We start from the raw sequence: 23220 nt of genomic DNA on the forward strand, positions 1-23220 counted from the left end.
CACGGTTTGGTTAGAGCCCCGAAACATTCCGAAAGTCGAGTCGATGGTTTCGTCTCTGCGGCCTACGATCTGATGGCAGTGCCCATCGACAGCGCGGTTTCGCAAACGAACCACCTCACGACCGACCTTCCGGTGGTGGGGATACTCGGCGTCGTCGCGACGGCGGTCGACGGCAGTCTCGTCCCGGTAGCGGGTGTGCGCGCACAGTCCCTGCTGGTGGCGTTGGCGCTGGCACCGGGCCGTGCGCGGTCGGCGCAGGCGCTCATCGACGAGGTGTGGCCCGGTGAGCCGCCCCGATCGCCCAAGAACGCTCTGCAGACGCAGGTGTCTCGGCTGCGGTCGGTGTTACCGACGGGCGTTCTCGTCAGTGGGCCCGGTGGTTATCGGTTGGTTCTCGGCAGCGACGACACCGATCTCGGGATTGCGCGGGTCCTCGCCCGCGCTGCGGAGGGTCTCCTCGCGTCGGCACAATTTCAGGACGCGCTCGATACGGTGCTCGAGGCCCTGAGCCTGTGGCGCGGGGAGCCGGTCGAGTCCGTTCGAGTGCATTCGGAACAGCTCGAGTTCGCGCTGAGGTCCATGCAGATCACGGCGCTGCTCGGGCTGCGTCGTTTCGGTGACGCCCTGCCGCTCGCCGAGGCCGGGGTGGCCGCCGACCTCGCCGACGAGCGCGCTGCGGCCGATCTCATGCGTGCGTTGCACGGAGCGGGCAGATCGAACGACGCGCTGACGGTGTTCGCGGCCTTGCGAACCGAACTCGCCGAGCGATTGGGGACGGACCCCTCGACCGCTGCGACCGCATTGAACGCCGAGATTCTGAGGCACTCCGCACCGAACACGATGCAGTCGATCGGTCTGCGCGCCGCACCCAACGCGCTCATCGGTAGAGACGTCGACGTCGAGGCGATCGAGGGGCTGCTGCGCAGCTCTCGCGTCACCACGGTCCTCGGCCCCGGCGGCGCGGGCAAGACGCGTATCGCCCACGAGCTCGGCCGCCGCGCTGCGGACCGCGTATCGGTGGCCTTCGTCGAATTGGCGTCGCTGCGCAGCGGAGAGGACGTCGCGTCGGCCATCGGAGCCACTCTCGGACTCACCGAGGCGGACTTCAAGGTCGGTGGACTTCAGGTCACCCGTGTCCATTCCATACAGGAACGATTGGTCGACGTCTTCTCGACCCGGCGGGGACTGCTGATACTCGACAATTGCGAGCACGTGATCGACGAGGTCGCGGTGGTGGTCGACGCCCTGGTGGCCGCGACGGACTCGGTGACGGTTCTGGCGACCTCGCGATCTCCGATGGGGATCACGGCCGAGTCGGTCTTTCCGTTGCCGTCGCTGGGAGTGGCGGGCACCGATTCGCCTGCAACCGAACTGTTCTGCATCAGGGCGCGTGCGGTTCGGCCGTCGGCGCGCCTCGAACCCGACGCGGTGGCTCGTCTGTGCCGCGCGTTGGACGGTATGCCGTTGGCGATCGAACTCGCTGCGGCGCGCGTGAAGTCGATGAGCGTCGAGGACATCGACGCCGGACTCGACCGACGTTTCGCGCTGCTGCGATCGGCGGATCGAACTCGACCGGAACGACACCGGACGTTACATGCCGTCATCGACTGGAGCTGGAACCTTCTCGACGCCACCGAGCAGGCGGCTCTGCGTCGACTGTGCCGGTTTCCGGCGGGATTCGATCTCGATGCCGCGCGGCAGGTGGCCGAATGGGCTGTGGTGGAGGATATTTCGGCTGCGCTCGATGGTCTGGTGAACCAGTCGATGCTCACCGTCGTCGACTCGCCGACCGGTATTCGGTACCACATGCTCGAGACGGTTCGCGAATACGGTGAACGCCGACTCGATGCGAGCGGCGAAGTTGCCGATGTCGCTGCACGGGTGCGTTCCTGGGCCGCGACCGTGGCGACTACGGTCTCCGCGGGCTATTCTGCTGGGCGTCCGGCAGAGATGGTGCTGGTGTTGGAAACCGAACACGACAACTTGCTGTCGGTGATGAGACATTCTTTTGCACATCGAGATTCGCAAAGCGTGTGCACTCTGTTCTCGGTGCTCGGCTACTTCTGGGCCATGCGCGGTGCGCATTCGGAGGTGCTCAATTGGGCAGGCCGGGTGCAGGAGAGTATGCGCCGCGGGCTTGCCGACACACCCGACGACAACGCCGTGATGTGCCTGCTGGTGTTGGCGGCGCACTTCGCCCACGGCGCAGATCTGCGGCAGTTGGCCAGAATTCGGTTGGATCTGCGGCGTCTGTTGCGGAGCAGGACGCAGCTGTCGCCGGGCCTGCAGTTCAATTCCGAGGTTGTGGTTCATCACGGGGGCGGACGGGGCCTGTCTCGAAAGCTCGCTCGTGCCACCAGATCCGAACACGAGGACGTTCGGTGCAACGCGTACGTGGTTCGTTCGATGCTCGCGCAGAATTCGGGTCGACTGTTCGAGTCGATCAGGGACGGCGAGAAGGCACTCGCCCTCGCGCGGCGTCGGGGCGACCTGTGGGCGGTTGGCTCGACCTCTCAGACACTGGCCAGCTCGTACGGACTGTCGGGCGACTACGCGCGGGCCGCGGAGTTCTACCGAACCGCCGCCGACGTCATGTGGGAGGTTCACGCATTCGAGGAGAGCATGCAGACCCGCACGTTCTTGGCGATGGCGTTGATCGGCGCGGGCCGGGTCGACGAGGGCCGCTCGTTGGTGGAAAAACTGTCGGCGGCGACGATGCAGGAGTGGAGCCTGGTCGGGAGCGAGGGGCGTTCGAGTGCCGATGATGCCGGCGCTCGGTGGGATCGCGCTCAGCAGCAGTCGAATTCGGCGTCGTTGACAGCCGCGCGGGCTGCAGCGGATCTCGCGGACGGTGCCGTCGAGCAGGGTCTCGAGGGTTTCCGTGCCGCGCTGGCGATGGGGGGATGGCCGTCGGAGGATCCCAGTGATCCGTTCATGACCATTCTCGTGTGTGCGGCCGTCGGTGCGCATGTTCTGCACGGTCGCGCCGAGGACGTGCGCGAGGCGGTGGGAGCTGTGTCGCGTAAGCCGTGGAATGTGTTGATACCGGGTGGGTTCTACGACATCCCGATGCTCGGTGCGGTTGCCTGTGCGGTGGGTTCTTTCGAGATTCATCGCGGGGATCGGGCCGTGGGGTTGCTGCTGTTGGCGGCGTCGAAGCGGGCGGTGGGTCGGCAGGACTTTCCGTCGATGCGGATCGATCGTCATGTGGATGCGGCCCGAGCGATCGGCGGTGACGTCGAGGTCGATGCCGTTTTCGCTCGGGCCGCTGAATTGACCAGAAGTGCAGCGCTGCAAGAGATTCTGAGATTGCTTGCGCTTGTCTAGGCTTTGCGCATGTACATCCTGACGGTCAGGGGGGCGAAGATCGTAACGATGACGACGGCGCCGATGAGTGAGTACACCACGTGAATTCCGAAGTGCCCGTTGTTGGCGAGTTCGCGCACCGCGGTCACCAGGTGTGAGACGGGGTTGATGTCGGCGAAGGACTGCAGCCAGTTCGGCATGGTGCTGGTGTCGACGAAGGCGTTGGACAGGAACGTCAACGGAAACAGGACCATCATCGAGATACCCTGGACCGACGAGGCCTTGTTCATCAGGGTGCCCAGCAGTGCGAAGATCCAGCTGATCGCCCAGGCACAGAACATCACCAGCAGCACGGCTCCCACCAGGCCGAGCGCTCCTCCTGCCGGGTGATAGCCCATCGCGAAACCGGTGAGGAAGCAGACCACCGCGGCGATCAGATAGCGAATGACGTCGGCCATCAATGCGCCTGCGAGCGGCGCGATTCGGGCGATCGGGAGCGATCGGAACCGGTCGAAGACGCCCTTGTCCATGTCCTCGCGCAGCTGTGTGCCGGTGACGACGGAACCGGTGATGACCGTTTGCACCAGGATTCCCGGAATGATCAAGGGCAGGTACGACGTGACATCGCCGGCGACCGCGCCGCCGAAGATGTAGCTGAACATCAGGGTGAAGATGACCGGCAGCAGCACCACGTCGGTGAGCTGCTCGGGATTGTGTCGTAGCTTGAGCAGACCTCGGTATCCCATGGTGACGGACTGGGCGGCGGTGCGGCCCAGCCCGATGTGTCGGACGACCGGTCGCTCGGCGGGGTCGATGTAGGGGGAGACGTGCGGGGTCAGTGTGGTGGTCATGCTGCGTCCTCGTCTGCGCTCTTGCCGGTGAGAGTCAGGAAGACCTCGTCCAGGCTGGGTTTGGTGACGGTGATTTCGGCGACGTCGATTCCGAAGTCGCGCAAGCGAATCAAGATGTCCGGGGTGATCGACGTATCGGTCATCGGTGCGGTCAGTCGAGCTGCCTCTGGGCTGACTGCCACCTCGACGCCCAGCTGCTCCGCAACCGACACTCGCGCGTCGTCGATCCGGTGTCGGTCGGTCAGAGTCAGGGACAGAGTGGACGTGCCCACCGAGGACTTGAGCCCGTCGGCGGTGTTCTCGGCGATGACGCGGCCGTGATCGATGACGGCGATCCGATCGCACAGCTGGTCGGCCTCGTCCAGGTACTGCGTGGTGAGCAGGACGGTCGAGCCCCCGGCGACGAGACGTCGGATGGTGTCCCACATCTGAACTCGGGTGCGGGGATCGAGACCGGTGGTCGGCTCGTCGAGGAACAGCAGCGGTGGTGCCGAGATCAGGCTCGCCGCCAGATCGAGGCGTCGACGCATGCCGCCGGAGAACAGTTTCAACGGTCGCGACGCTGCATCCGTCAATCCGAATTCCTCGAGGAGTTCGACGGCTTTGGCTTTGCTGTCGCGTCGACTCAGGCCGAGGAGCCGGGAGAAGACGACGAGATTCTCGGTTGCGGTGAGATCCTCGTCCACCGATGCGTACTGGCCGGTGACGCCGACCAGTGACCGGACCGCGGTGGCGTCGGCGACGACGTCTCGGCCGAAAACTCGGGCCGAGCCGCCGTCGGGTCGAAGGAGGGTGGCGAGCATGCGGACCGTCGTGGTCTTGCCTGCCCCGTTGGGGCCGAGGACGCCGTAGACCGCCCCGGTGGGAACGGTCAGGCTGACGCCGTCGACCGCGCGGTGTTTACCGAATAACTTGACGAGGTTCTCTGCCTCGATTGCTGGTGTGGTCATGGGGCCAACGATCGCCCCGGGCGCTTGCACGACGCGTACGTTGCGCTTGCGTCGGCTTGCGCGCGCGCTCAGAGCGGGAGCGAGGTCTCCGTGAGGCCGACGCCGCCCGTGCCGCGCAGCTTCCTGAACCATTCGGTTCCGAACGCGGTGGCGAGGTCTTCCAGGGACATCTGCAGAAACGGTCCGAAGTCGCCGACCTGGGTCTCGTGCGCTTCCATCGCGGCCCGTTTGGCGGCCATCACTGCGGCCACGTCGACCACCGTGGTGATCTCGGTTTCCGGCAGACCGAACGTTTCCATGTCCGGCGGTGTCGCCTCCTCGCCCCAGTGCGGGTTGGCCTCCATCAACTTGCGCATGTGATCGCGATTGGTGGTGGTCTCGTACACGAACCGAGTCTCGGCGATCTCGGTCGCCCGCTTGCCGACGACGTGAACCTGGATGTGGTCCGGATGCCCGTAGCCACCGTTCGGGTCGTAGATGGTCACCACATCTGCGTGCTCCTCGACCAGGACGTCGGCCAGACGCTGCGCAGCGGTCTCGACATCGACATTGCAGAACGCGTCGGGGTTGCCGTTCTCGGCAGTACCGGCCATGCCCGAATCCGCATAGTGGAGCCGGACGATGCGAGACACCCCGAGAACGGCGGCGGAACGGTCCAGCTCGAGGTGCCTGCGCTCGGCCAACGTCTCGCCGTCGGTGAGGATTCCGTCGGGGTACTCGCCCAGGGCCCCGTCGGTCGCAGTGACCAGGACGACGCGATGGCCGGCGTCGGCGGCGAGGCGCATCACGCCACCGGTGCCGAACACCTCGTCGTCGGGATGTGCATGGAAGCAAACCAGGACACTCATGAGATGAATGCTTGCACGTCGAAGCGGGTGCAGCCCAGTCGGCAGGGAAATACCATCGGTAAGTGACCACACGGCAGTCGGCCCGGTTCGGTTCCCTCTGGCAGGACTCGCGAGCGGATCGGTACTGCCGCGCGTTGCATCCCGTCGGCCTGCTGTTCGCGCTGGTGTTCTTCGCGTTGTCGATGACTCCGTCGCTCTTGCCCCGTGTCTGGTATCTGCAAGCCGTCGCCACCGGAATCAGTATCGCGATCGGGTATGGGGTCGGATGCCTCGTCGCGTGGGTGGTACGAGTCTGCGGAGTATCTCCCGATTGGGCGGAGCAGTGGCGTCGACGCGGGTGGTGGGCGTTGGCAGTGGTTGCAGCGGTGACTGTTCCGCTGTTTCTGATCCTGGGTTCGTGGTGGCAGCAGATCGTTCGTACGCTCGTCGGCGTCGACGATCCAGATCGGTCCCTGTATGCCGCGGTGCTGTTGGTCTCGCTGGTGGTGGCCGTCGCAGTGCTCGGGCTCGGTCGTCTGCTGCGGCAGGCAACGCGAGCGTTGACGCGGTGGGGCAAGCAGTACGTGCCGCGGCCCGTCGCGAGGATCGTCAGCGTCGTGGTCGTCGCGCTGCTGGTCGTGTTCGCCGTGAACGGCGCTCTGGTTCGCGGCATCGTGGCGGTCGCGGAGAAATCGGCCTCGACCGCAGATCGCGGCAATCACGAGGGAGTGGAGAAGCCCGCCGTGGCCGAACTGTCGGGCTCGGACGCCTCGAACGAGGAGTGGGATTCCCTGGGGCAGGAGGGTCGACGGTTCGTCGTGTCCGGGGCGACTCCGGCCGAAATCACCGAATTCACCGGAAGGCCTGCGGTGCAACCTGTTCGCGCGTACGCCGGGGTCGAGTCCGCGGATACCGTCGAGGGTGTCGCCGATCGGGTGGTGGCCGAACTGGAACGCACGGGCGCATTCTCCCGTGCTGTGCTGGCGGTGGCGACCACCACCGGACGTGGTTGGGTGAACGAATCGGTCGCTCGGCCCTTGGAATATCTGTACGACGGTAACTCGGCGATCGCGTCGATGCAGTATTCGTTCCTGCCGAGCCCGATAGCATTTTTGGCCGACCGTCAGACTCCGCAGGACGCCGGACGAGCGCTCTTCGAGGCGGTGTACGCGGTGTGGAGCGAACTCCCGGAGGATTCGCGACCGAAGCTGGTGTTGTTCGGTGAGAGTCTCGGAGCGTACGGCGGACAGGATGCGTTCAGCGGAGCGCAGGACATGATCGCGCGTATCGACGGTGCGCTGTGGGTCGGCAACCCGAACTTCACACCTCAGTGGGCGCGCATCACTGCCGGACGCGATGCCGGTTCTCGCGAGATCCTGCCCGTCGTAGATGGGGGTGAGCACGTTCGCTTCGCGAGTTCGTCCGGAGACCTCGATATCGGCGGGCCGTGGGAGCAGCCGCGAATCGTGTACTGGCAGCACGCATCCGACCCGATCGTGTGGTGGTCACCGGACCTGATCCTGAGCCGGCCCGACTGGCTGCGGGAAACACGCGGAGCCGACGTCGACCCTGGAGTGCAGTGGTTCCCGTTCGTGACGTTCTGGCAGTTGACCTTCGATCAGGTCTTCTCCACCGACGTCGACGACGGGCACGGCCACAGCTACGGAGCCGATGCGGTGCGCATGTGGGCAGAAATCCTCGACCCGCCGGAATGGACGGACGCGGACATCGAGCGGTTGTACGAGAAAATGGCGGGCTGAGGTGTCGGGTAATCGGTTGCTCGGTTGACCACCTCCGCCGCACCGCCTCCGCCGCAAACGCGCGCGCGTTTGCCGAACGCGCGCAGTTTCGCGACCTGTTCATCGACTATTCCGCGCGCACCTGACAAACGCGCGCGCATTCGTGCGTGAGACAGTGCATCCCATGCCGCCTACCTGTGCCGGTCGACCAGGCTCCGACGACGACCTGTCGACAGTTCTCGAGCTCGAACGAGAGCTACAGACTCCGGAATGTCGACGCGATCGCGAGAGGCTCGCCCGTCTGCTCGCCGACGACTTCATCGAAATCGGAGCCTCGGCCACGGTGTGGGACAAGTCGTCGATACTCGACATGCTGGGCAACGAGGAACCCGTGGAAATCGAGGTGATCGAACCGATCGGACGGGCAGTCGACGTCAATTGTGTTCTAGTGCAATGGATTTCGAGAACGCCGGAGATGCGCGCTCGCCGAACCTCCCTGTGGCGGCGCACGAACACCGGATGGGAACTGGTGCACCATCAAGGCACGCCGCTCGCGTGACCACTCCGGCGCAAAGGCGCGCGCGTTTGCTGAACGCGCGCACTTTCGCTACCTGTTCGCTGACTATCCTGCGCGCACCTGACAAACGCGCGCGCGTTTGCGGTCAACCGGGGCCCGGCGGTCAACCGGGGCCCGGCGGTCGAATGGGAGTCCGCAGTAACTCAGCGCTTCCCCAGTAAAGTCCGCAGACCCGCCCGGTCGAGTTTGCCCGGACCCCGAGTCGGCAGTGAGTCGACGAGGAACAACTCCCGCGGAGCCGCGGTGACGTCCAGGGTCTCGGAGATGTGAGAACGCACCTGCGCCAATGTCACCGGTGTAGAGGCGACCACCGCGACCACCACTTTCTGGCCCAGACGCTCGTCCGGCAATCCGACCACCGCGCATTCTCGTATTGCGGGATGCGTTGCCAGTGCCGCTTCGACGACCTGCGGCACGACGGTCAGCCCGCCGGTCGAGATGGCCTCGTCCAATCGCCCCGAAATGCTCAGAATCCCGTCGACGATGGTTCCGGCATCGTCGGTGCGGAACCATCCCGGTTCGGCGAACGCCGGATGGTCGGGCAGACCGCGGTATCCCGAGGCCAGGGTTCTTCCGCCCAGCACGACTCGTCCGTCGTCGATGCGAACGACTGTGCTGTGCAACGGAACTCCGTCGTACACGCAACCACCGGCCGTTTCACTCATGCCGTAGGTTCGCACCAGTCGGATTCCCGCGTCACGTGCTCTCTCTCGCAACGGAATCGGCGTCGCCGCCCCACCGAGCAGCACCGCGTCCAGCGAAGCGAGGGCGGCCACGGCCTCGGGGATCTCGAAGGCCTTCACCAATTGTCCGGGGACCAAGGAGGTGTAACGCAACGGACCCGACATACGCCCGACGGCTTCGATCAACGCCGCCGGGTCGAAACCTCTCGACACGTCCATGACGATCGGCGAGGTTCCCGCGAGCACACTGCGCAACAGCACCTGCATTCCGGCGATGTGGTGCGCAGGCAGCGCCAGCAACCATGATCCGGGTCCGCCGAGTCGATCTTCGGTGGCCGTCGCCGAGGCCACCAGTGCCGACGCGGAGAGCATGGCACCCTTGGGGATTCCCGTCGTCCCGGAGGTCGCGACCACGAGGGCGACGCCGTCGTCGATGTCGGTTCCCGGCTTCAACGCCTCGTGCAGACGCGCGGTGGCGCGCGGATCGTCGGCGGGTACGGGAAGCATGGCCGGGCCGTCGCCGGCCAGAATGCGACTCAGCCGCGGCAGAATGTCTGCCGCGGCCGGTCCTGATGGAACTGGAACGCTCTCGAGCACAACTGCGAGGTTAGTCCTCGCGGTGGATGGTGAACGGGTCGGCCAAGGGCCACCCACCGGCGGCGAGGTTCGCTCGAACTCGGTTGATGTCTTCCTCGCGGGGCATCTCGTTGGTGACCTTGGTGATGGTGACGGAAATACCTGCTTTGTCGGCAGGCAACTGGCCGTCGGCGATGAGGGCGTCCATCACCGCTTGCACTTCGTCCTCGGACAGTCGCCGAGTCAGAAGTGCAAGCAGCGGAACGTAATCCGATTCGGGTACCCCTTCGGGATAACCGCCGCGGAGCCACCCGACGATCGAGTGCAGAAATGCCGGTACTGCCATGGACTTACAGCGCCGCCGGATCTGCCAAGGGCCAACCGCCGGCTGCCAGACGCGCCGAGACGCGAGCGATGTCCTCGGTCGTCGGCTCGGCGTCGATCTGATCGGGAGTGGAGCCTGCGGAATGACCCATGTGTCTGCGGATGTACGTCGCGATCTCGTCGGGTGAAATCGCTCCGTCGTCGAGTGCGCCGTTGGCGGGCGAGACGAGGTCGAGCACGATCTCCTGCACCTGGGTGTCGGTGAGTGCGGCGCGGCGCAAGAGGGCAACGAGCGGGAAGCGGTCCTTGGGCGGAACGCCCTCGGGGTATCCGGCCCGGAGCCATTCGAGCACCGAGGCCGGAAATGCGGTCTTGGTGGAGTCGGTCATGAGAGCTACGCCCTTTCCGGGTGTCAGAAGACGGAGATGCCGAATGTGCTGTCGAGGAAGTTCTTCATGATGAAGAGGATTCCGGCCACGATGGCCACGATCACCACGGCGAAGCAGACGATCGCTGCGGCGGTGGCCACGGCGGGTCGTGCGACGCGCGTGGTGCCGGTCGCGGCAGCGTCGTCCGAGGGCTCACCGACCGAGAGTGCCTTGAGTCCGAACGCGAAGATCGCGGGCAGGCCTGCGCCGAGGAGCAGTCCCACGAGCACGACCTGCCAGAGCGAATCGAGCGTGTGCTTGAGAGTTTCCATGAGTGCTTCAGACCTTCGCGGGAGAGTCGGAGTCGGTGGCGGCCGGAACGAGGCCCCCGTCCCACTCGTCGTTGACGTTGTTGGGATCGATCGGCTGACGACGCGACCGCAGGTACATGAATGCAGCCAGGGCGACGAGGATGGCGAACACCACCAGGACTCCGGGGAGTCCGCCGATCGTGTCGGCCAACAGCCAGCACACCGCGCCCACGATTCCGGCGAGGGGGAGGGTGATGACCCAGGCGACGGCCATGCGTCCGGCGACGTTCCAACGCACTGCTGCGCCGGGCTTGCCGAGTCCCGATCCGAGGATGGAGCCGGTGGCGACCTGCGTGGTCGACAGTGGGAGGCCGAGGTGGCTGGACGTCAGAATGATTGCAGCCGAGGAGGATTCGGCAGCCATTCCCTGGGGGGAGGCGATCTCGACCAAGCCCTTGCCCAGGGTTCGGATGACGCGCCATCCGCCGAGGTAGGTGCCGAGGGCGATGGCGAGAGCACAGGTCACCTTGACCCACAGGGGCATCTCCGAGTCGGGGGAGACGGTTCCGTAGGCGACCAGCGCCAGAAAGATGACACCCATCGTCTTCTGGGCGTCGTTGGTGCCGTGCGCGAGCGAGACGAGCGAGGCGGAGCCGATCTGGCCCCAGCGGAATCCGCGCTCCTTGGACTTCTCGGGGACGGCGTTGGTGATGCGGTAGATGATCCAGGTGCCGACGGTGGCGACGAGACCGGCAACGATCGGGGCGAGGACGGCGGGCAACACGATCTTGCTCCAGACTCCGTCCCACACGACACCGCTGGTGCCCAGGCCTGCCATCGTGGCACCGATGAGGCCACCGAACAGTGCGTGTGACGAGCTGGACGGGATGCCGAGCAGCCAGGTTGCGAGGTTCCAGAGGATGCCGCCGACGAGGCCGGCGAAGATGATGGTCAGAAGGGCTTGGCCGCCGGTGTCACCGAGGTTCACGATGCCCTTGGCGACGGTGGCCGCAACTTCGACGGACAGGAAGGCGCCGACCAGATTGAGGACGGCGGACAGGGTGACCGCAACCTTGGGCTTGAGTGCCCCCGTTGCGATCGACGTCGCCATGGCGTTGGCGGTGTCATGGAAACCGTTGGTGAAGTCGAAGGCCAGTGCCGTCACGACTACCACGAGAAGTACGAGAAATTCAGCGCTCACGGTGCAAAGTGTGGGACATGATCGTTGTTTCATGGAAATTTCTTGCGAAGTGTTCTTCTGGGGCTTTCCTAGGACGTTCTGCGTTCATCTCCAGTGAAACTTTTTGCGAAAATTGTCCAGATTCTCTGTGGCGTACGGCACGGCGGACATCTACCCGGAACCATTCGTTGTGGAACAGTGGAACACCGTGAACGGATCGGGCATGGACGACGCGGTGTGGGCAGCTCTGTCCTACTTCGATTCCGTCGATCCCGCGCTCGCCGCCGACGCCCGACTGGGGTGGGACGGTCTGGTCGACGTGTCTCCGCCTGCGGGCCCGACCCAGCACTCCGTGCAGACCTTCCTGTGGGTGTATCTGCGTCACGCTGCCGAGGGGCCCGATCGCGCCGTCGACATAGCCCGTGCACTCGGTGACCTACTGGACCGGCTCGGACGTGTCGGATACGCGGAGATCGCCCGAAGCTCCGTCACCGAGGAACTCGTGCGCATCCCCGACGATGCCGCGTGGTTGCAGCGCTATCGCGCCGCCACCGAACAGTCGGGCATCGGTGCCGTCGATTCCGAGCTCGTCACCTGGCAGGACGCTCCGACCGGCGTCGAGCGGACCATCGTCGAAAAGATCGGCGAGACACTGGAAGTGGCGACCATCGCCGGCGAGTTCGAGCCCGCCAAGCCCGGTGGGCGACCACTCGGCGTCAATGCCGAAGCCGTGCGTCGACGAGGCATCACCGACGCGGTCCTGACGTCCGATCGAGGCAAGGACAACTCCGAGGCAGTCCTGCTCGAACAGCTTCTCGACCACCGCATCGAATTGTGGAGCAATTACAGCGCACCGCGTGCCGAGCTCTATCTGGGACTGCGCGAGGCACTGCACGACGCCGCCGAGCCGGTGTACGGCTGCGTGCGCAGAGTCGAGAGCTTCATCGGGTGCATCGGGGACGGCGTCATGCTGACCGACGCCGGGTACCTGCCCGACGACGTGGTGGCGGGAATCGCCAGAACCGTGTTCCCCGTCGCAGAGAGGCCTGCGTTCATCGGCCGCGAACTCGACACCGAGAAAGTACGTACTCTCCGACGTCTCCTGATGAGGGTGCGTCTGCTGCGTCGATCCGCAGGGCGTCTGGTACCGACCGCCAGGACTCGACAGCTCAGTTCCGACGGGCTCTGGCGTGTGCTCACCGCGGGCATCGTCGGTACCGAGTACCACCCGGACACCATCGCTGCGGAGGTGGTTCTTGCCCGCATGATCGTCGGCCACGATGTAGCCGACTCGGAAGCGACGGCGCAGGACCTGACGCGCCTACTGCGCGCCGAAGGGTGGACCCACACCGGTGAGGAACCGGCCCCCGAGCATGCCGAGCCGCTGGCCGAGACCCTGGTGGCCGAGCTGAGCGCTCTCGGAGCGCTCGAGAGGTCGGAACCGGACCTGTCGGCACGACCGCAGACGCCCGGCTCCGTCGCGACCGAGGAAGGAAAGCGGTTCGCCGCCGCGGTGCTGCGGCATCGGCTTCTGCACACGCGCTATCCGTCGACATGAGGAGTTCGAGATGGGGCCATCGGTCGAAACTGCCGATCTGTCACGGTTAAGCTCACCTTGATTCGGTTCCAGCACGGGGCCGACCGTTCGTTGCGAGGAGATGCCGGTGGACGGTGAGGTCGCGGACCCCGCGCGCTCCCAGTCTCGCCGCCAGAGCGACTCCGCTCGTCGATATCTCGACGTCGAGGCGACGACTCCCGCCCTGCGCTCCACGGTCGAATTCGCCGCCCGTAGCGTCGGATTCGCCATCGCCCAACTCAACGTGCTCGACGAGGACACCCAGTACACACTGGTCAACATCGGTGGACCGCCGGTGTCCACCGTCCTACGGGCCGACACCCTGTGCGACGACGTGGTGCGCACCGGCGAACCGTCGGTGGTTGTGCACGGCCGCGTCCACGCCACTACCCGCCAGCGCGCCATCCTCGACGACAACGGCATCGCGTCGTATGCGTCGGTTCCGCTGCGCGGCCGCGAGGGCCTGGTCATCGGAACCCTCTGCCTGCTCGATCGCACGACGCGCTCGCTCTCGGGCGAGCAGATGCAGGAGCTCGAACAGTTCGCGTCGGTCCTCGAGGAGCAACTCGATTTGCACCGTCGCGTCGGCTCCGGCGTCATCAGGCTCGGTAGTGACAACGACATCGCCGATTCCATCGCCGACGGTCACATCGTGCCCTGGTTCCAATCGATCGTGGATCTGCGGACCGAGGAGATCGTCGGCTTCGAGGCGCTGGCCCGCTGGCACCACCCCACCCGCGGGATGGTGGTGCCTGCCGATTTCGTCCCGTTCGCCGAGGCCAGCGAACTTATCATCGACGTCGACCTCAGTGTGCTCACCCAGGCCGCCGCCGAAATGAAGAAGTGGCACATCCACCGTCCGGACCTGCGGCTGACCGTCAACATCTCCGGACGCCACCTCGCGCACCCCGACGGCGTCAGCCAGTTGCAGCGCGCCATCGCGTCCTCCGGGGTCTCTCCGTCCTCGATCTCTCTCGAGCTCACCGAAACCACCGCCGTGACGCCAGGGCCGCTGCTGCGCAGGCACATCGACGACGTGCATCGGCTCGGCTTCCGGGTGTTGCTGGACGATTTCGGTTCGGGCTGGTCCTCACTCGAACGACTGGTGACGCTGCAGCCCGACGGCATCAAGATCGACGGGCATCTGACGCGGTTCGTCGACACCGTCGCCGGACGGGCGATGATCAAATCGTTGGCCGGAGTGGCCAAGGACCTCGACCTGACGATGATCGTCGAGGGCATCGAGAGCCGCGAACAAGCCGACATCGTCCTCGAACTCGGCTGCACGCTCGCCCAGGGATATCTGTGGTCGCGGCCGCAATCGGCAACAGCAGTTCTGCGCACGATCGTCGAAGGCTCGAAGAACAGCTAACGATCGTCCCGTCGTAGCGGGTGATCCTGCGGAACCTGCACCAGCACGATGGGAATCGAGTCGGGATCCTCGATCCACATCTCGATCAGGCCCCATGGCTCCGTGCGCGGCTCACGCACGATCTCGACACCGGCGGCCGTCAGTTCTTCTCTCGCGGCGTCCATGTCGCGTACCTGCAACCACAGCGCACCGGAGAACGAACCCGGTCCGTCACCGCGATGGTGCGCGGCGATCTCCAGCAAACCCTGGCCCGCGAAGAACACCGTGCCGCCGGGGTATTCCCGGCACACCGCGAGCGAAAGACCGTCACGGTAGAACGCGAGAGTCCGCTGATAATCGACCGGGCGGAGAATTGTCCGAGAAGCGAGGATGTCCACCCCGCATGAATACCACGGTCATTCGTCACAGCAGGGTGGTGACAACCCGATTGCCGCCCGCGGCCTTCGCCTCGTACATCATCGAGTCCGCTATCCGTGTTGCGCGCGTGACGATGTCGATGTTCTGGTCCCACAGCGCCGAATCGGCGTACAGAATCGCGGCCCCCACACTGACCGTCACTGCAACGGTGTCCTCGGCGTCACGCAATGCACGCCGTACGCCGTGGACCAAGGCGTCGATGCGCAACCGTGACGTCGCCACCACAGCCAGGTACTCCTCGCCACCGGTGCGCGCGATCACCCCGTACTTGCCCAGGTGCGCACGGAGACGCTCGGCCACGCGCACGATCACGGCGTCACCCTCCTCGTGCCCGTACTCGTCGTTGACGGACTTGAAACGGTCGATGTCTATCACCACCACCGCCGAGCACTGATCCTCACCGCGGCCCAGAGGCCAGACATCGTCGAATGCGGCGTCGAGTCCACGACGGTTGAGCAGGCCGGTCAGCGGGTCGAGCAGCGAGCTGCGGGCGTCGTCGGTCAACGTCGTGACCAACAGATGCGAGGTCAGTGGAACTCCGGCGATCGCGAGTAACACCACGTTCGTCCGAAAGACCAGCGATGCGACGTCCACCCCACCCGCAGCGTAGGACGGGACAGCCGAGGCGATCGTGCACGCCACCGCGAAAGTCAGGTGAGCCACCAGCCACCGAGGGCTGAGGAAGAACGTGCAGAACGTACCGATCACCGCGAACAAGGCGCATGCGGCAATCGCGTCCGCGAGGGGGTTGATCAGCAGCGAGGATGCCGTACCCAGGTCCGCGAACACAGCGAAGGTCACCACCCCGAGGCGTCCCGGAAACGGTCTTCTGATCCACGCGGCCGCGACCACCACGACCATGACGACCAGGCATGCTTTCCAACCGATGGCAACGGCGCTGCGGGAGGTGCCGGCCGAGAACAGCGAGACGACGGCCAGCACGCCGTAGTTCAGTGTCAGGACGGCCATGACCCATCGAATGAGTTTTCCCGTGGGGCGGGAGTTCTGAAAATCCGCCATCCAGCGGTAGTCGTACGGTTGGGTGAACCAGGCTCGCAGCGCGCCCACGGAGTCGCCGTGGCTGCGGCGATACGAAGTCGAATTCACCAGCGATGTCAGAAGTATCGGGGGAACGGCGACCAGTCGGGCTCGCGCTTCTCCAAGAACGCGTCGCGGCCCTCGACGGCCTCGTCGGTCATGTATGCCAGGCGGGTCGCTTCACCGGCGAAAAGTTGCTGGCCCACCAGTCCGTCGTCCTGCAGATTGAAGGCGTACTTCAGCATTCGTTGTGCCTGAGGCGATTTCGCGTTGATCTTGGCGGCCCACTCGATTGCCGTGTTCTCCAGTTCCGCGTGATCGACCACCTTGTTCACTGCGCCCATGCGGTGCATCTCCTCGGCCCTGTACGTCTCGCCGAGGAAGAATATCTCGCGAGCGAACTTCTGCCCGACCATCTTCGCCAAATACGCACTGCCGTAACCACCGTCGAAGCTGCCGACGTCCGCGTCGGTCTGCTTGAACCGAGCGTGCTCTCGGCTCGCGAGCGTCAGGTCGCACACCACGTGGAGGCTGTGGCCGCCGCCCGCAGCCCAGCCGTTGACCAGGCAGATGACCACCTTGGGCATGAATCGAATGAGCCGCTGAACCTCGAGGATGTGCAGACGGCCCGCGCGAGCCTTGTCGACCGTCTCGGCCGTTTCGCCTTCCGCGTACTGATAGCCGCTCCGTCCACGGATGCGCTGATCGCCACCCGAGCAGAACGCCCAGCCGCCGTCCTTGCTGCTCGGTCCGTTGCCGGTGAGCAACACCGTTCCGACGTCCGAGCTCACGCGTGCATGTTCGAGGGCGCGGTACAGCTCATCGACGGTGTGCGGCCGAAAAGCGTTGCGAATCTCGGGACGATCGAACGCAATCCGCACGGTCGCGTCGGACACGTGGCGGTGATAGGTGATGTCGGTCAGATCTTCGAAACCGGGAACGGGACGCCACAGTGCGGGAGTGAAGGTCACGCGGGCCAGCTTAACGGTGGCCGGGGTCTGAGTCCGTGCCGACCGGTCGGTGCAGCTAGCGTGCATCTCATGACCGACCCGATGCAGCTCGACCGCGATTCCGACCCGGACTACGACCACCATGGCGGCTTCCCGCGTTTCGTGCCGGCGAAGGTGGGGCCGGAGTACGGGCAGTTGCTCGAGGCGCTGCGTACCGTCCAGGATCTTGCGGTGTCCACCTCGTTGCCCGCCGAGGTCACCGAGGCCGCGGTGAGCAAGACACGAGAATTGATCGAGTTGCTCGAGCCCCATGTGGTCGCGGAGGGGCAGCAGGCCGCGGGGCGGGTGCCGACACTGCCCGGCCGGGGTTCACTGTTGTTGCCGCCGTGGATCATCGAGAAGTTCGACGCCGAGGGCGTCCGCAGTCGGGGCATGTTCCGCCGCTTCCACCTCGGTGGCAACGCGGCCGCGCACGGTGGCACCCTGCCGCTGCTGTTCGACGACCTGTTCGGCCTGATCCAGCATGCCTACGGCCGACCCATCAGCCGTACCGCCTACTTGCACATCGACTACCGCAAGGTGACGCCACTGAACACCGAACTGATGGTCGAGGGTGCCGTCGACCGCGTCGAGGGACGAAAGACCTTCATCGACGCCAGATTGACAGATCTGGACGGCAACGTTCTCGCGGAGTGCGAAGCGCTGATGGTCCAACTGCTCCCCGGGCAGCAGTGATGGTGCCCTCTCCGGACGACATTCTCGACGGCGCACACGTGCTCTCGATGCCGATGCGGACGAAATTCCGCGGCATCATCACCCGTGAGGTGATGTTGATCCGCGGACCGGCCGGGTGGGGTGAATTCTCACCGTTCCCCGAATACGACGACGCCGAGTCGGCCCCGTGGTTGGCGTCGGCGATCGAGGCCGCGTGGGACGGCCCGCCGAGCCCGCTACGTCGAAGAATTCCGGTGAACGCGACCGTTCCGGCAGTGGCGGCCTCGGACGTGGCAACCGTGTTGAGCCGGTCTCCCGGTGCCGAGACGGCGAAGGTGAAAGTGGCCGAGAAAGGTCAGACCCTTGCCGACGACATCGCCCGAGTGCGCGCGGTCCGCGAACTGGTGCCGCGGGTGCGGGTCGACGCCAACGGCGGCTGGAGCGTCGACGATGCGGTGACGGCCCTGGAGGCCCTGACCGCCGACGGCCCGCTCGAATACGTCGAACAGCCGTGCGCGTCGGTGCCGGAGTTGGTCGAAGTTCGGCGTCGAGTACCGGGAGTGCGGGTCGCTGCCGACGAGAGCATTCGGCGGGCCGAGGACCCGATGAAGGTCGTGCGGGCCGGCGGGGCGGACATCGCTGTACTGAAGGTCGCTCCGCTCGGCGGCATGCGTGCACTGCTGGAGCTGGCCGGCGAACTGGGGGAGTACGGCGTGCCGGTGGTGGTGTCGAGCGCCTTGGATTCTGCGGTGGGCATCTCGGCCGGGCTGGCCGCTGCCGCGTCGCTGCCGCGCCTCGAGTTCGCCTGCGGTCTGGGAACGGGCAGCCTGTTCGTCCGCGACGTTGCACCGGCCTCGGAAGTGGTCGACGGAACGTACCCGGTCGGCAGCGTCGAACCGGATGCGCAGGCGCTGATCGAACTGGATGCCGATGCAGAGCGCACCCAGTGGTGGATCGAACGAGTTCGGCGGTGCCACGCGCTGCTGCGGTAGTGTTGCGCCCGGTCCGCGTGGGGCCGCTGACATCTGGGAGGAAGTTCGAAGTGGTTGCTGCACTGAAAGATTCGCTGCTCGACGAGTCGAAGGCCGACGCGCTGCGCGTCGATGTTCTGGCACTGATCGACGCCGAGGTTGCGGACAAGAAGGGCGCGAGTGGTCTTGCGGTCAAGGGCGGATACGGCGCAGTGAAGAAGGTCGGGCCGTCGTACATCGACAGCGCGGTCTCGGCCCTGTGGCCCGATTTCGTCGACAAGCTCGACCCGTTCTGGCAGTCCTACAACGCTGCCCCGCAGGGCACGTTCGGTGAGTACCTCGCTGCCAACGGCGACGCGGCGTCCGACGCGCTGCTCTCGGTGACCGATGCACGCATCGAGGAAACCGACAAGTCCGTCGTCAAGAAGTTCTACGGCAGCCTGCGTGGCTCGGCGAAGAAGAACGTCACCGAGGCGCTGCCGCGCGTGGGTGATCTGGTCGCCAAGCACGCCTAGTGCGCTCCGCGCAGTGGCGTGGTTAGGTGCCCCCTGCAGCACCTAACCACGCCACTGCCGCAGGCACTCCCAATCGGCCTCGGTCTGATCCGCGTACAGCCGCGCGAAACGGCACAGCGCCACCTCGAGGGCGTCGGAATCGCCGGTGTAGCCCGAGATCATCGACGCGCCACTGGTGCGCGCGTGTCCCTTGGCCAGTAGGCGCCCCACCACCCGTGCGTAGTCGACCAGTGCGGGTGCGTCGATCGACGCCAGATCGATGGTCCCCTTCATGTTGCGGAACTGCCGCACGTAGTACTGCCGTCCGGCGATGGTCGTCCAGCCCAGCAGTGGATCGCTGACGGTCTGCAGATCCTGCTGATATTCGACGACGCGTTGCCCCTGATGATCGTGCCAGGCAGATTCGCCGTGTACGTAGGGCGCGAGCACCGACCGTCTGGCCTGCTTGAGCTGCAGGAACACCACGTCGTCCTCGCTGGTTCCCTCGAGCAGAGCCACGTACGCGCGAAGCCCGACGCTTCCGACGCCGACGACACGATGGGCCACATCGATCAGCGTGTATCCCCCGAGCACTCGACGCCAGTGCGGGGTGAGCGTGTGCAGGTACTCGTCCAATCCGACGGCGAGAAGTTCCTCGTCCTCGGCCGAGATGCGTGTGGTGATCGGCGGCTCCTCGACGATTCTGCGCTTGCCCTCGTGCTTTTCGGTGAAGCGCGGCAAGACGCGGTCGCTGGTGCGTCGACGCGCCTTCTTGGTCGCGCGTTTGATTTCCTTGCGCAGCGACCCCTCGGTGGCGTCGCGCAGTTTCTCGGCCGTCAGACGTTGGAACGAACGCGACAGCAGCGGCTCGTCGGCCAGCCTGGCCACCTCGATGCGGTACGCGGACACACATGCGGTGACGGCGTCGCGGCACTGATCCTCGCTGCGGCCGTTCTGCCGCCCGGCCACCCAGATGCTGGCGGCGAGGCGTCGTAGATCCCACTCCCAGGCCCCCGGGTGTGCCTCGTCGAAATCGTTGAGGTCGATGACGAGATCGCGCTCGGGAGAGGCATAGAACCCGAAGTTGCCCAGGTGGGCGTCGCCGCTGATCACCGGGTTGATGCCGGTCGACGGCAGCATCGCGACGTCCCTGGCCATGACGATGGCCGTGCCGCGCAGAAATCCGTACGGGGACTCGGCCATCCGCTCGAGGCGCGTCGGAATCAGCCATTCGATGCGGCCTTCGTGGGAGTGCTCGATCTGCTTGACCGGGTCCGGGCGATCCGGCGGCGGCGTCCAGTCGCCGAGCGAGGCGAGCGGAACCTTGTCGCGCAGTCGTCGACCCAGTTCGTAGCGCTCGGCACGGGGGAGAGGCCGAGCCCGCAGCGAGGCGTACGACGCGCTGTCGACCTCTACCGAGTCGGTGACGACGGTGTGACCTTTTCCGGAGCCGGGCATGTGAGATGACACTAATCCAGTGCTACGGGGCGGCCTTACCGAACTTCCAGTATCCGGTGAAGCAGATCTGCGACTTGGGCACGGAACGCTCGTTCACCAGGTAACGACGCAGCCCCGTGGCCAGCCCTTGTTCGCCTGCGACGTAGACGAATGGTTCGCCCTCCGGCAGTTCGGCTTTCTGCACCGCGGCCAGTGCTGCGTCGCCCGGCTTGGCCTGCAGGTTGGGGCGCACGATCCAGGTCAGTTCGACGCCGGGCGGCACGTCCTGCTTCTGAATGTCGGCTTCGGTGGGGACCTCGATGAAGGCTCTGACTCGACTGTCCTCCGGTGCCGACCGCAGAATGCCGAGAACGGCCGGGGCCGCACTCTCGTCGCCGACGAGCAGCTGCCACGAGGCTTCCGTGTTCGGGTTGTAGATGCGTCCTTCGTCGAAAATCGCCACGTGGTCCCCGGGCGCGGCTCGAACGGCCCACGACGACGCCGGCCCTGCGTGGCCGCCGTGTTCGGCACCGTGCACCACGAAGTCCACGTCCATCTCCGTGCCCTCGCCGTGCAGGCCCGAGCCCGCGGGGCGGAAGTCGCGGACGGTGTAGTTGCGCACCACCGGCTTGGTGTCTTTCGAGAACGTCAGATACTGCGCGTACCAGAGCATCGAGGTGGCGGTGGGTACGCGTGGCTCGCTCTGGCCGGGTTGGGGCAGGAAGAGTCGGAACCAGTGGTCGTAGCCCATGTATCGGAAGCTCGACAGCGACTCGCCCCCCAACGTGATCCTGACGAAACCGGGGCTGATCCGTTCTGCTGAGAGAACCTGCAGGCGGTAGAACGCCGCGTGCTCGGGTTTGAGATATTTGCTCATGCAGCGAAGGGTAGCCTTACTTGGACCGGAAGTGTTGTACCACCTTTGCACCCACCGGCACCGCGAACAGCATCATGAAGACCCGGATGACCTGGGCGGCCACGACGAATGTCACATTCGCACCGGTCGATGCCGCTATGGCCAAGACGGCGTAGACCCCGCCCGGAGTGGTGGCGAGGTAGCCCTCGTATCCGCTCGTCCCGGTCTCCGACGCCAACCACAATCCGAGCATCGCGCAGCACACCGTGACGGCGATGATGAGCAGCAGTGCAGACGGCAGCACGCGGGAGATGGATTTCAAGCTCGCGACGGTGAATCTGAGGCCGGCCTGCCACCCGATCACGATGTACGCCGCCCACAGCAACAGCGTCGGCACGGACGCGTCGAACGTCACCCCGAGTACATCGGCGAGCGTGGCCAAGATCAGCGGGCCGAGCAGGGCGGGGGCGGGCAGCCGGATCAGGCGCCCCAGCACCACGCCGACGACACCGCAGATCAGGACGAATGCGAGGTCGATGTAGAGCGCCTCGTGCACGTCGGCGCTGACCGAGGACTGTCCGGGTCGGGCGTCGAATACGAGCGTCGCCACCAGCGGCAGGGTGGTGGTCACGAGCACCACCCGCAGATACTGCACCACCGCCACGACGCGTTCGTCGCCGCCGAGTTCCTGGGTTATCGCCACCAGGCCCGATGCGCCGCCTGCGACGAGAGCCAGCGAGCCCGTCAGCGAATCGATGTCCTTGCGCAGCCCGAGCAGCGCACCGGCGGCGATGGACAACACCAGCGTCCCGACGCATGCCAGCAGCACCGGCAGCCAGGCATCGCCGAGCGAGCCGATGGTGTCGCGCTGCACCAACGTCCCGATCTCGACACCCAATATCGCCTGCGCGGCCATGCCGAGCCGGCGTGGCAGCGGAGCGCGCTCGGTGCCCGTGGTCGGAGCCCAGCCGGCGAGCGCGAAGATCATCGCTACCAAGAGTGCAACGAACAGCGCTGCGGACGGAACGCCCAGATCGTCCGCGCCGACCGTCAGTGCGACGGTGACGACGATCAGCAGCAACCAGCGAATCAAGAAGGCCGCTCGATCTCACGAACCTCGGGCGGCAGTCCCCACTCGGAACGGCCGAGGCGGCTCAGCGGGGCGATGGCCTCGAACTCGGGCAGCCCGTCCTCGGCCAGGAACTCCGGACGCACCGACAGGGCGAGAACGGTGCCCATGACGACGAAGCAGTTACCCACTTCCACGACGCGGTGCAGTGTGGCTTCGATGGCGATCGGAGCAGCCGCCACGCGAGGCGGCCGCACGACGGCGCTGGGCTCGCTCTCGATCCCGAGGGCCTCGAACTCGCTGACGTCGTGGTCGAATCCGGCCGAGCTGCTGTTGACCTGATCGACCAACGGCGCCGTCGCCAGATTCACGACGAACTCGCCGGTGGCCTCGATGTTGCGGAGGCTGTCCTTGCGGGTCACCGAGGTGAACTGCACCACCGGTGGTTCCGTCGACGAGACGGTGAAGAAGCTGTAGGGCGCGAGGTTCGCCACACCGTCGGCCGAGACAGTGGAGATCCACGCGATGGGCCGCGGTACCACCGAGGCGGTCAGGAGCTTGTAGAAGCGACCGGGAGCGACCTCGTCGGGTCGGAAGACTGTACGCACACCTTCATACTGTCAAAGCCCGGTTG

At 65.8% G+C, this 23220-nt stretch carries 23 protein-coding genes; 8 read left to right on the forward strand and 15 right to left on the reverse strand.

All coding sequences use genetic code 11. The annotated features are described in order from the left end of the window. Positions 1-72: 72 nt before the first annotated feature. Complete coding sequence (locus tag ACNEOT_RS07595; protein WP_415973282.1) at positions 73-3327, forward strand: BTAD domain-containing putative transcriptional regulator; 3255 nt, start codon at positions 73-75, stop codon at positions 3325-3327. Here ACNEOT_RS07595 and ACNEOT_RS07600 read toward each other — a convergent pair. The 3 genes from ACNEOT_RS07600 to ACNEOT_RS07610 form a co-directional block, all read right to left on the reverse strand. Next, on the reverse strand, positions 3324-4157 hold the full coding sequence (locus ACNEOT_RS07600) for an ABC transporter permease (protein WP_415973283.1): 834 nt from the start codon (positions 4155-4157) through the stop codon (positions 3324-3326). The genes ACNEOT_RS07595 and ACNEOT_RS07600 overlap by 4 nt on opposite strands. Next, on the reverse strand, positions 4154-5107 hold the full coding sequence (locus ACNEOT_RS07605; protein ID WP_415973284.1) for an ATP-binding cassette domain-containing protein: 954 nt from the start codon (positions 5105-5107) through the stop codon (positions 4154-4156). Before ACNEOT_RS07605 ends, ACNEOT_RS07600 begins: the two co-directional genes overlap by 4 nt. A 68-nt stretch (positions 5108-5175) precedes the next feature. Next, a complete protein-coding gene (locus tag ACNEOT_RS07610) occupies positions 5176-5955 on the reverse strand; it encodes a PIG-L family deacetylase (protein WP_415973285.1) in 780 nt (259 codons plus the stop codon). Positions 5956-6017: 62 nt separating this feature from the next. On the opposite strand from ACNEOT_RS07610, the gene ACNEOT_RS07615 reads away from it, so the two are divergent. Together ACNEOT_RS07615 and ACNEOT_RS07620 are read left to right on the forward strand one after the other, a co-directional pair. After that, complete coding sequence (locus ACNEOT_RS07615) at positions 6018-7694, forward strand: alpha/beta hydrolase (protein WP_415973286.1); 1677 nt, start codon at positions 6018-6020, stop codon at positions 7692-7694. A gap of 163 nt (positions 7695-7857) precedes the next feature. Next, entirely contained in the window at positions 7858-8232 is a 375-nt protein-coding gene (locus tag ACNEOT_RS07620; RefSeq protein ID WP_415973287.1) for a DUF4440 domain-containing protein, read from the forward strand. Positions 8233-8393: 161 nt separating this feature from the next. Here the strand turns inward: ACNEOT_RS07620 and menE are convergent, their stop codons facing one another. From menE to ACNEOT_RS07645, 5 genes are read right to left on the reverse strand one after another with little or no spacing between them, the layout of a single operon-like run. Beyond that, entirely contained in the window at positions 8394-9530 is a 1137-nt protein-coding gene (menE, locus tag ACNEOT_RS07625; protein ID WP_415973288.1) for an o-succinylbenzoate--CoA ligase, read from the reverse strand. 10 nt (positions 9531-9540) lie between these two features. Beyond that, positions 9541-9855 carry a DUF3349 domain-containing protein gene (locus ACNEOT_RS07630; RefSeq protein WP_415973289.1) on the reverse strand — a complete coding sequence of 105 codons (315 nt, stop codon included), beginning with the start codon at positions 9853-9855 and terminating at the stop codon, positions 9541-9543. Between the two features lie 4 nt (positions 9856-9859). Further along, positions 9860-10222 carry a DUF3349 domain-containing protein gene (locus ACNEOT_RS07635; protein WP_415973290.1) on the reverse strand — a complete coding sequence of 121 codons (363 nt, stop codon included), beginning with the start codon at positions 10220-10222 and terminating at the stop codon, positions 9860-9862. Between the two features lie 23 nt (positions 10223-10245). Further along, complete coding sequence (locus ACNEOT_RS07640) at positions 10246-10533, reverse strand: hypothetical protein (RefSeq protein WP_415973291.1); 288 nt, start codon at positions 10531-10533, stop codon at positions 10246-10248. Between the two features lie 7 nt (positions 10534-10540). Then, positions 10541-11713 carry an inorganic phosphate transporter gene (locus ACNEOT_RS07645; protein ID WP_415973292.1) on the reverse strand — a complete coding sequence of 391 codons (1173 nt, stop codon included), beginning with the start codon at positions 11711-11713 and terminating at the stop codon, positions 10541-10543. 187 nt (positions 11714-11900) lie between these two features. Between ACNEOT_RS07645 and ACNEOT_RS07650 the strand changes: the two genes are divergently transcribed. Together ACNEOT_RS07650 and ACNEOT_RS07655 are read left to right on the forward strand one after the other, a co-directional pair. Next, complete coding sequence (locus tag ACNEOT_RS07650; protein ID WP_415973293.1) at positions 11901-13250, forward strand: hypothetical protein; 1350 nt, start codon at positions 11901-11903, stop codon at positions 13248-13250. A 106-nt stretch (positions 13251-13356) separates the two neighbouring features. Then, positions 13357-14640 (forward strand): EAL domain-containing protein, encoded by a 1284-nt coding sequence (locus ACNEOT_RS07655; protein WP_415973294.1) that lies wholly within the window; start codon positions 13357-13359, stop codon positions 14638-14640. On the opposite strand, the gene ACNEOT_RS07660 is transcribed toward ACNEOT_RS07655, so the two are convergent. The 3 genes from ACNEOT_RS07660 to ACNEOT_RS07670 are packed head-to-tail and all read right to left on the reverse strand — an operon-like array spanning position 14637 to position 17066. Beyond that, entirely contained in the window at positions 14637-15017 is a 381-nt protein-coding gene (locus ACNEOT_RS07660; protein ID WP_415973295.1) for a VOC family protein, read from the reverse strand. The two genes, ACNEOT_RS07655 and ACNEOT_RS07660, sit on opposite strands and share 4 nt — an antisense overlap. Before the next feature lie 25 nt (positions 15018-15042). Next, entirely contained in the window at positions 15043-16164 is a 1122-nt protein-coding gene (locus ACNEOT_RS07665) for a GGDEF domain-containing protein (protein WP_415973296.1), read from the reverse strand. Positions 16165-16172: 8 nt separating this feature from the next. Next, positions 16173-17066, reverse strand: a complete 894-nt coding sequence (locus ACNEOT_RS07670) for a 1,4-dihydroxy-2-naphthoyl-CoA synthase (RefSeq protein ID WP_415973297.1) — start codon at positions 17064-17066, stop codon at positions 16173-16175. A 69-nt stretch (positions 17067-17135) separates the two neighbouring features. Between ACNEOT_RS07670 and ACNEOT_RS07675 the strand changes: the two genes are divergently transcribed. The 3 genes from ACNEOT_RS07675 to ACNEOT_RS07685 are packed head-to-tail and all read left to right on the forward strand — an operon-like array spanning position 17136 to position 19245. Then, a complete protein-coding gene (locus ACNEOT_RS07675) occupies positions 17136-17780 on the forward strand; it encodes a PaaI family thioesterase (RefSeq protein WP_415973298.1) in 645 nt (214 codons plus the stop codon). Further along, positions 17780-18751: an o-succinylbenzoate synthase gene (locus ACNEOT_RS07680; protein ID WP_415973299.1), complete on the forward strand. Its 972-nt coding sequence runs from the start codon at positions 17780-17782 to the stop codon at positions 18749-18751. The genes ACNEOT_RS07675 and ACNEOT_RS07680 overlap by 1 nt, the downstream gene beginning before the upstream one ends. A gap of 50 nt (positions 18752-18801) precedes the next feature. Next, positions 18802-19245, forward strand: coding sequence for a DUF6918 family protein (locus ACNEOT_RS07685; RefSeq protein ID WP_222093810.1), 444 nt, complete (start codon positions 18802-18804; stop codon positions 19243-19245). 42 nt (positions 19246-19287) lie between these two features. On the opposite strand, the gene ACNEOT_RS07690 is transcribed toward ACNEOT_RS07685, so the two are convergent. Genes ACNEOT_RS07690 through ACNEOT_RS07705 form a run of 4 tightly spaced genes read right to left on the reverse strand, consistent with a single transcriptional unit; the run spans position 19288 to position 23194 of the window. Then, positions 19288-20682: a DUF2252 domain-containing protein gene (locus tag ACNEOT_RS07690; protein ID WP_415973300.1), complete on the reverse strand. Its 1395-nt coding sequence runs from the start codon at positions 20680-20682 to the stop codon at positions 19288-19290. A gap of 22 nt (positions 20683-20704) precedes the next feature. Beyond that, on the reverse strand, positions 20705-21538 hold the full coding sequence (locus tag ACNEOT_RS07695) for a siderophore-interacting protein (RefSeq protein WP_415973301.1): 834 nt from the start codon (positions 21536-21538) through the stop codon (positions 20705-20707). 16 nt (positions 21539-21554) lie between these two features. Continuing rightward, positions 21555-22610, reverse strand: a complete 1056-nt coding sequence (locus tag ACNEOT_RS07700; RefSeq protein ID WP_415973302.1) for an AbrB family transcriptional regulator — start codon at positions 22608-22610, stop codon at positions 21555-21557. Continuing rightward, entirely contained in the window at positions 22607-23194 is a 588-nt protein-coding gene (locus ACNEOT_RS07705; RefSeq protein WP_415973303.1) for a flavin reductase family protein, read from the reverse strand. The genes ACNEOT_RS07700 and ACNEOT_RS07705 overlap by 4 nt, the downstream gene beginning before the upstream one ends. Positions 23195-23220: the final 26 nt, after the last annotated feature.

This window comes from Rhodococcus sp. 077-4 (genome assembly GCF_047782425.1).
Taxonomy (GTDB): domain Bacteria; phylum Actinomycetota; class Actinomycetes; order Mycobacteriales; family Mycobacteriaceae; genus Rhodococcoides.

Bases quoted from the DNA above. Each gene is read 5' to 3' on its own strand.
- ACNEOT_RS07675 (WP_415973298.1), top strand. From the start codon at position 17,136: ATGACCGACCCGATGCAGCTCGACCGCGATTCCGACCCGGACTACGAC.
- ACNEOT_RS07600 (WP_415973283.1), bottom strand. From the start codon at position 4,157: ATGACCACCACACTGACCCCGCACGTCTCCCCCTACATCGACCCCGCC.
- ACNEOT_RS07695 (WP_415973301.1), bottom strand. From the start codon at position 21,538: ATGAGCAAATATCTCAAACCCGAGCACGCGGCGTTCTACCGCCTGCAG.
- ACNEOT_RS07630 (WP_415973289.1), bottom strand. From the start codon at position 9,855: ATGGCAGTACCGGCATTTCTGCACTCGATCGTCGGGTGGCTCCGCGGC.
- ACNEOT_RS07680 (WP_415973299.1), top strand. From the start codon at position 17,780: ATGGTGCCCTCTCCGGACGACATTCTCGACGGCGCACACGTGCTCTCG.
- ACNEOT_RS07690 (WP_415973300.1), bottom strand. From the start codon at position 20,682: ATGCCCGGCTCCGGAAAAGGTCACACCGTCGTCACCGACTCGGTAGAG.
- ACNEOT_RS07635 (WP_415973290.1), bottom strand. From the start codon at position 10,222: ATGACCGACTCCACCAAGACCGCATTTCCGGCCTCGGTGCTCGAATGG.
- ACNEOT_RS07610 (WP_415973285.1), bottom strand. From the start codon at position 5,955: ATGAGTGTCCTGGTTTGCTTCCATGCACATCCCGACGACGAGGTGTTC.
- ACNEOT_RS07620 (WP_415973287.1), top strand. From the start codon at position 7,858: ATGCCGCCTACCTGTGCCGGTCGACCAGGCTCCGACGACGACCTGTCG.
- ACNEOT_RS07640 (WP_415973291.1), bottom strand. From the start codon at position 10,533: ATGGAAACTCTCAAGCACACGCTCGATTCGCTCTGGCAGGTCGTGCTC.
- ACNEOT_RS07605 (WP_415973284.1), bottom strand. From the start codon at position 5,107: ATGACCACACCAGCAATCGAGGCAGAGAACCTCGTCAAGTTATTCGGT.
- ACNEOT_RS07595 (WP_415973282.1), top strand. From the start codon at position 73: ATGGCAGTGCCCATCGACAGCGCGGTTTCGCAAACGAACCACCTCACG.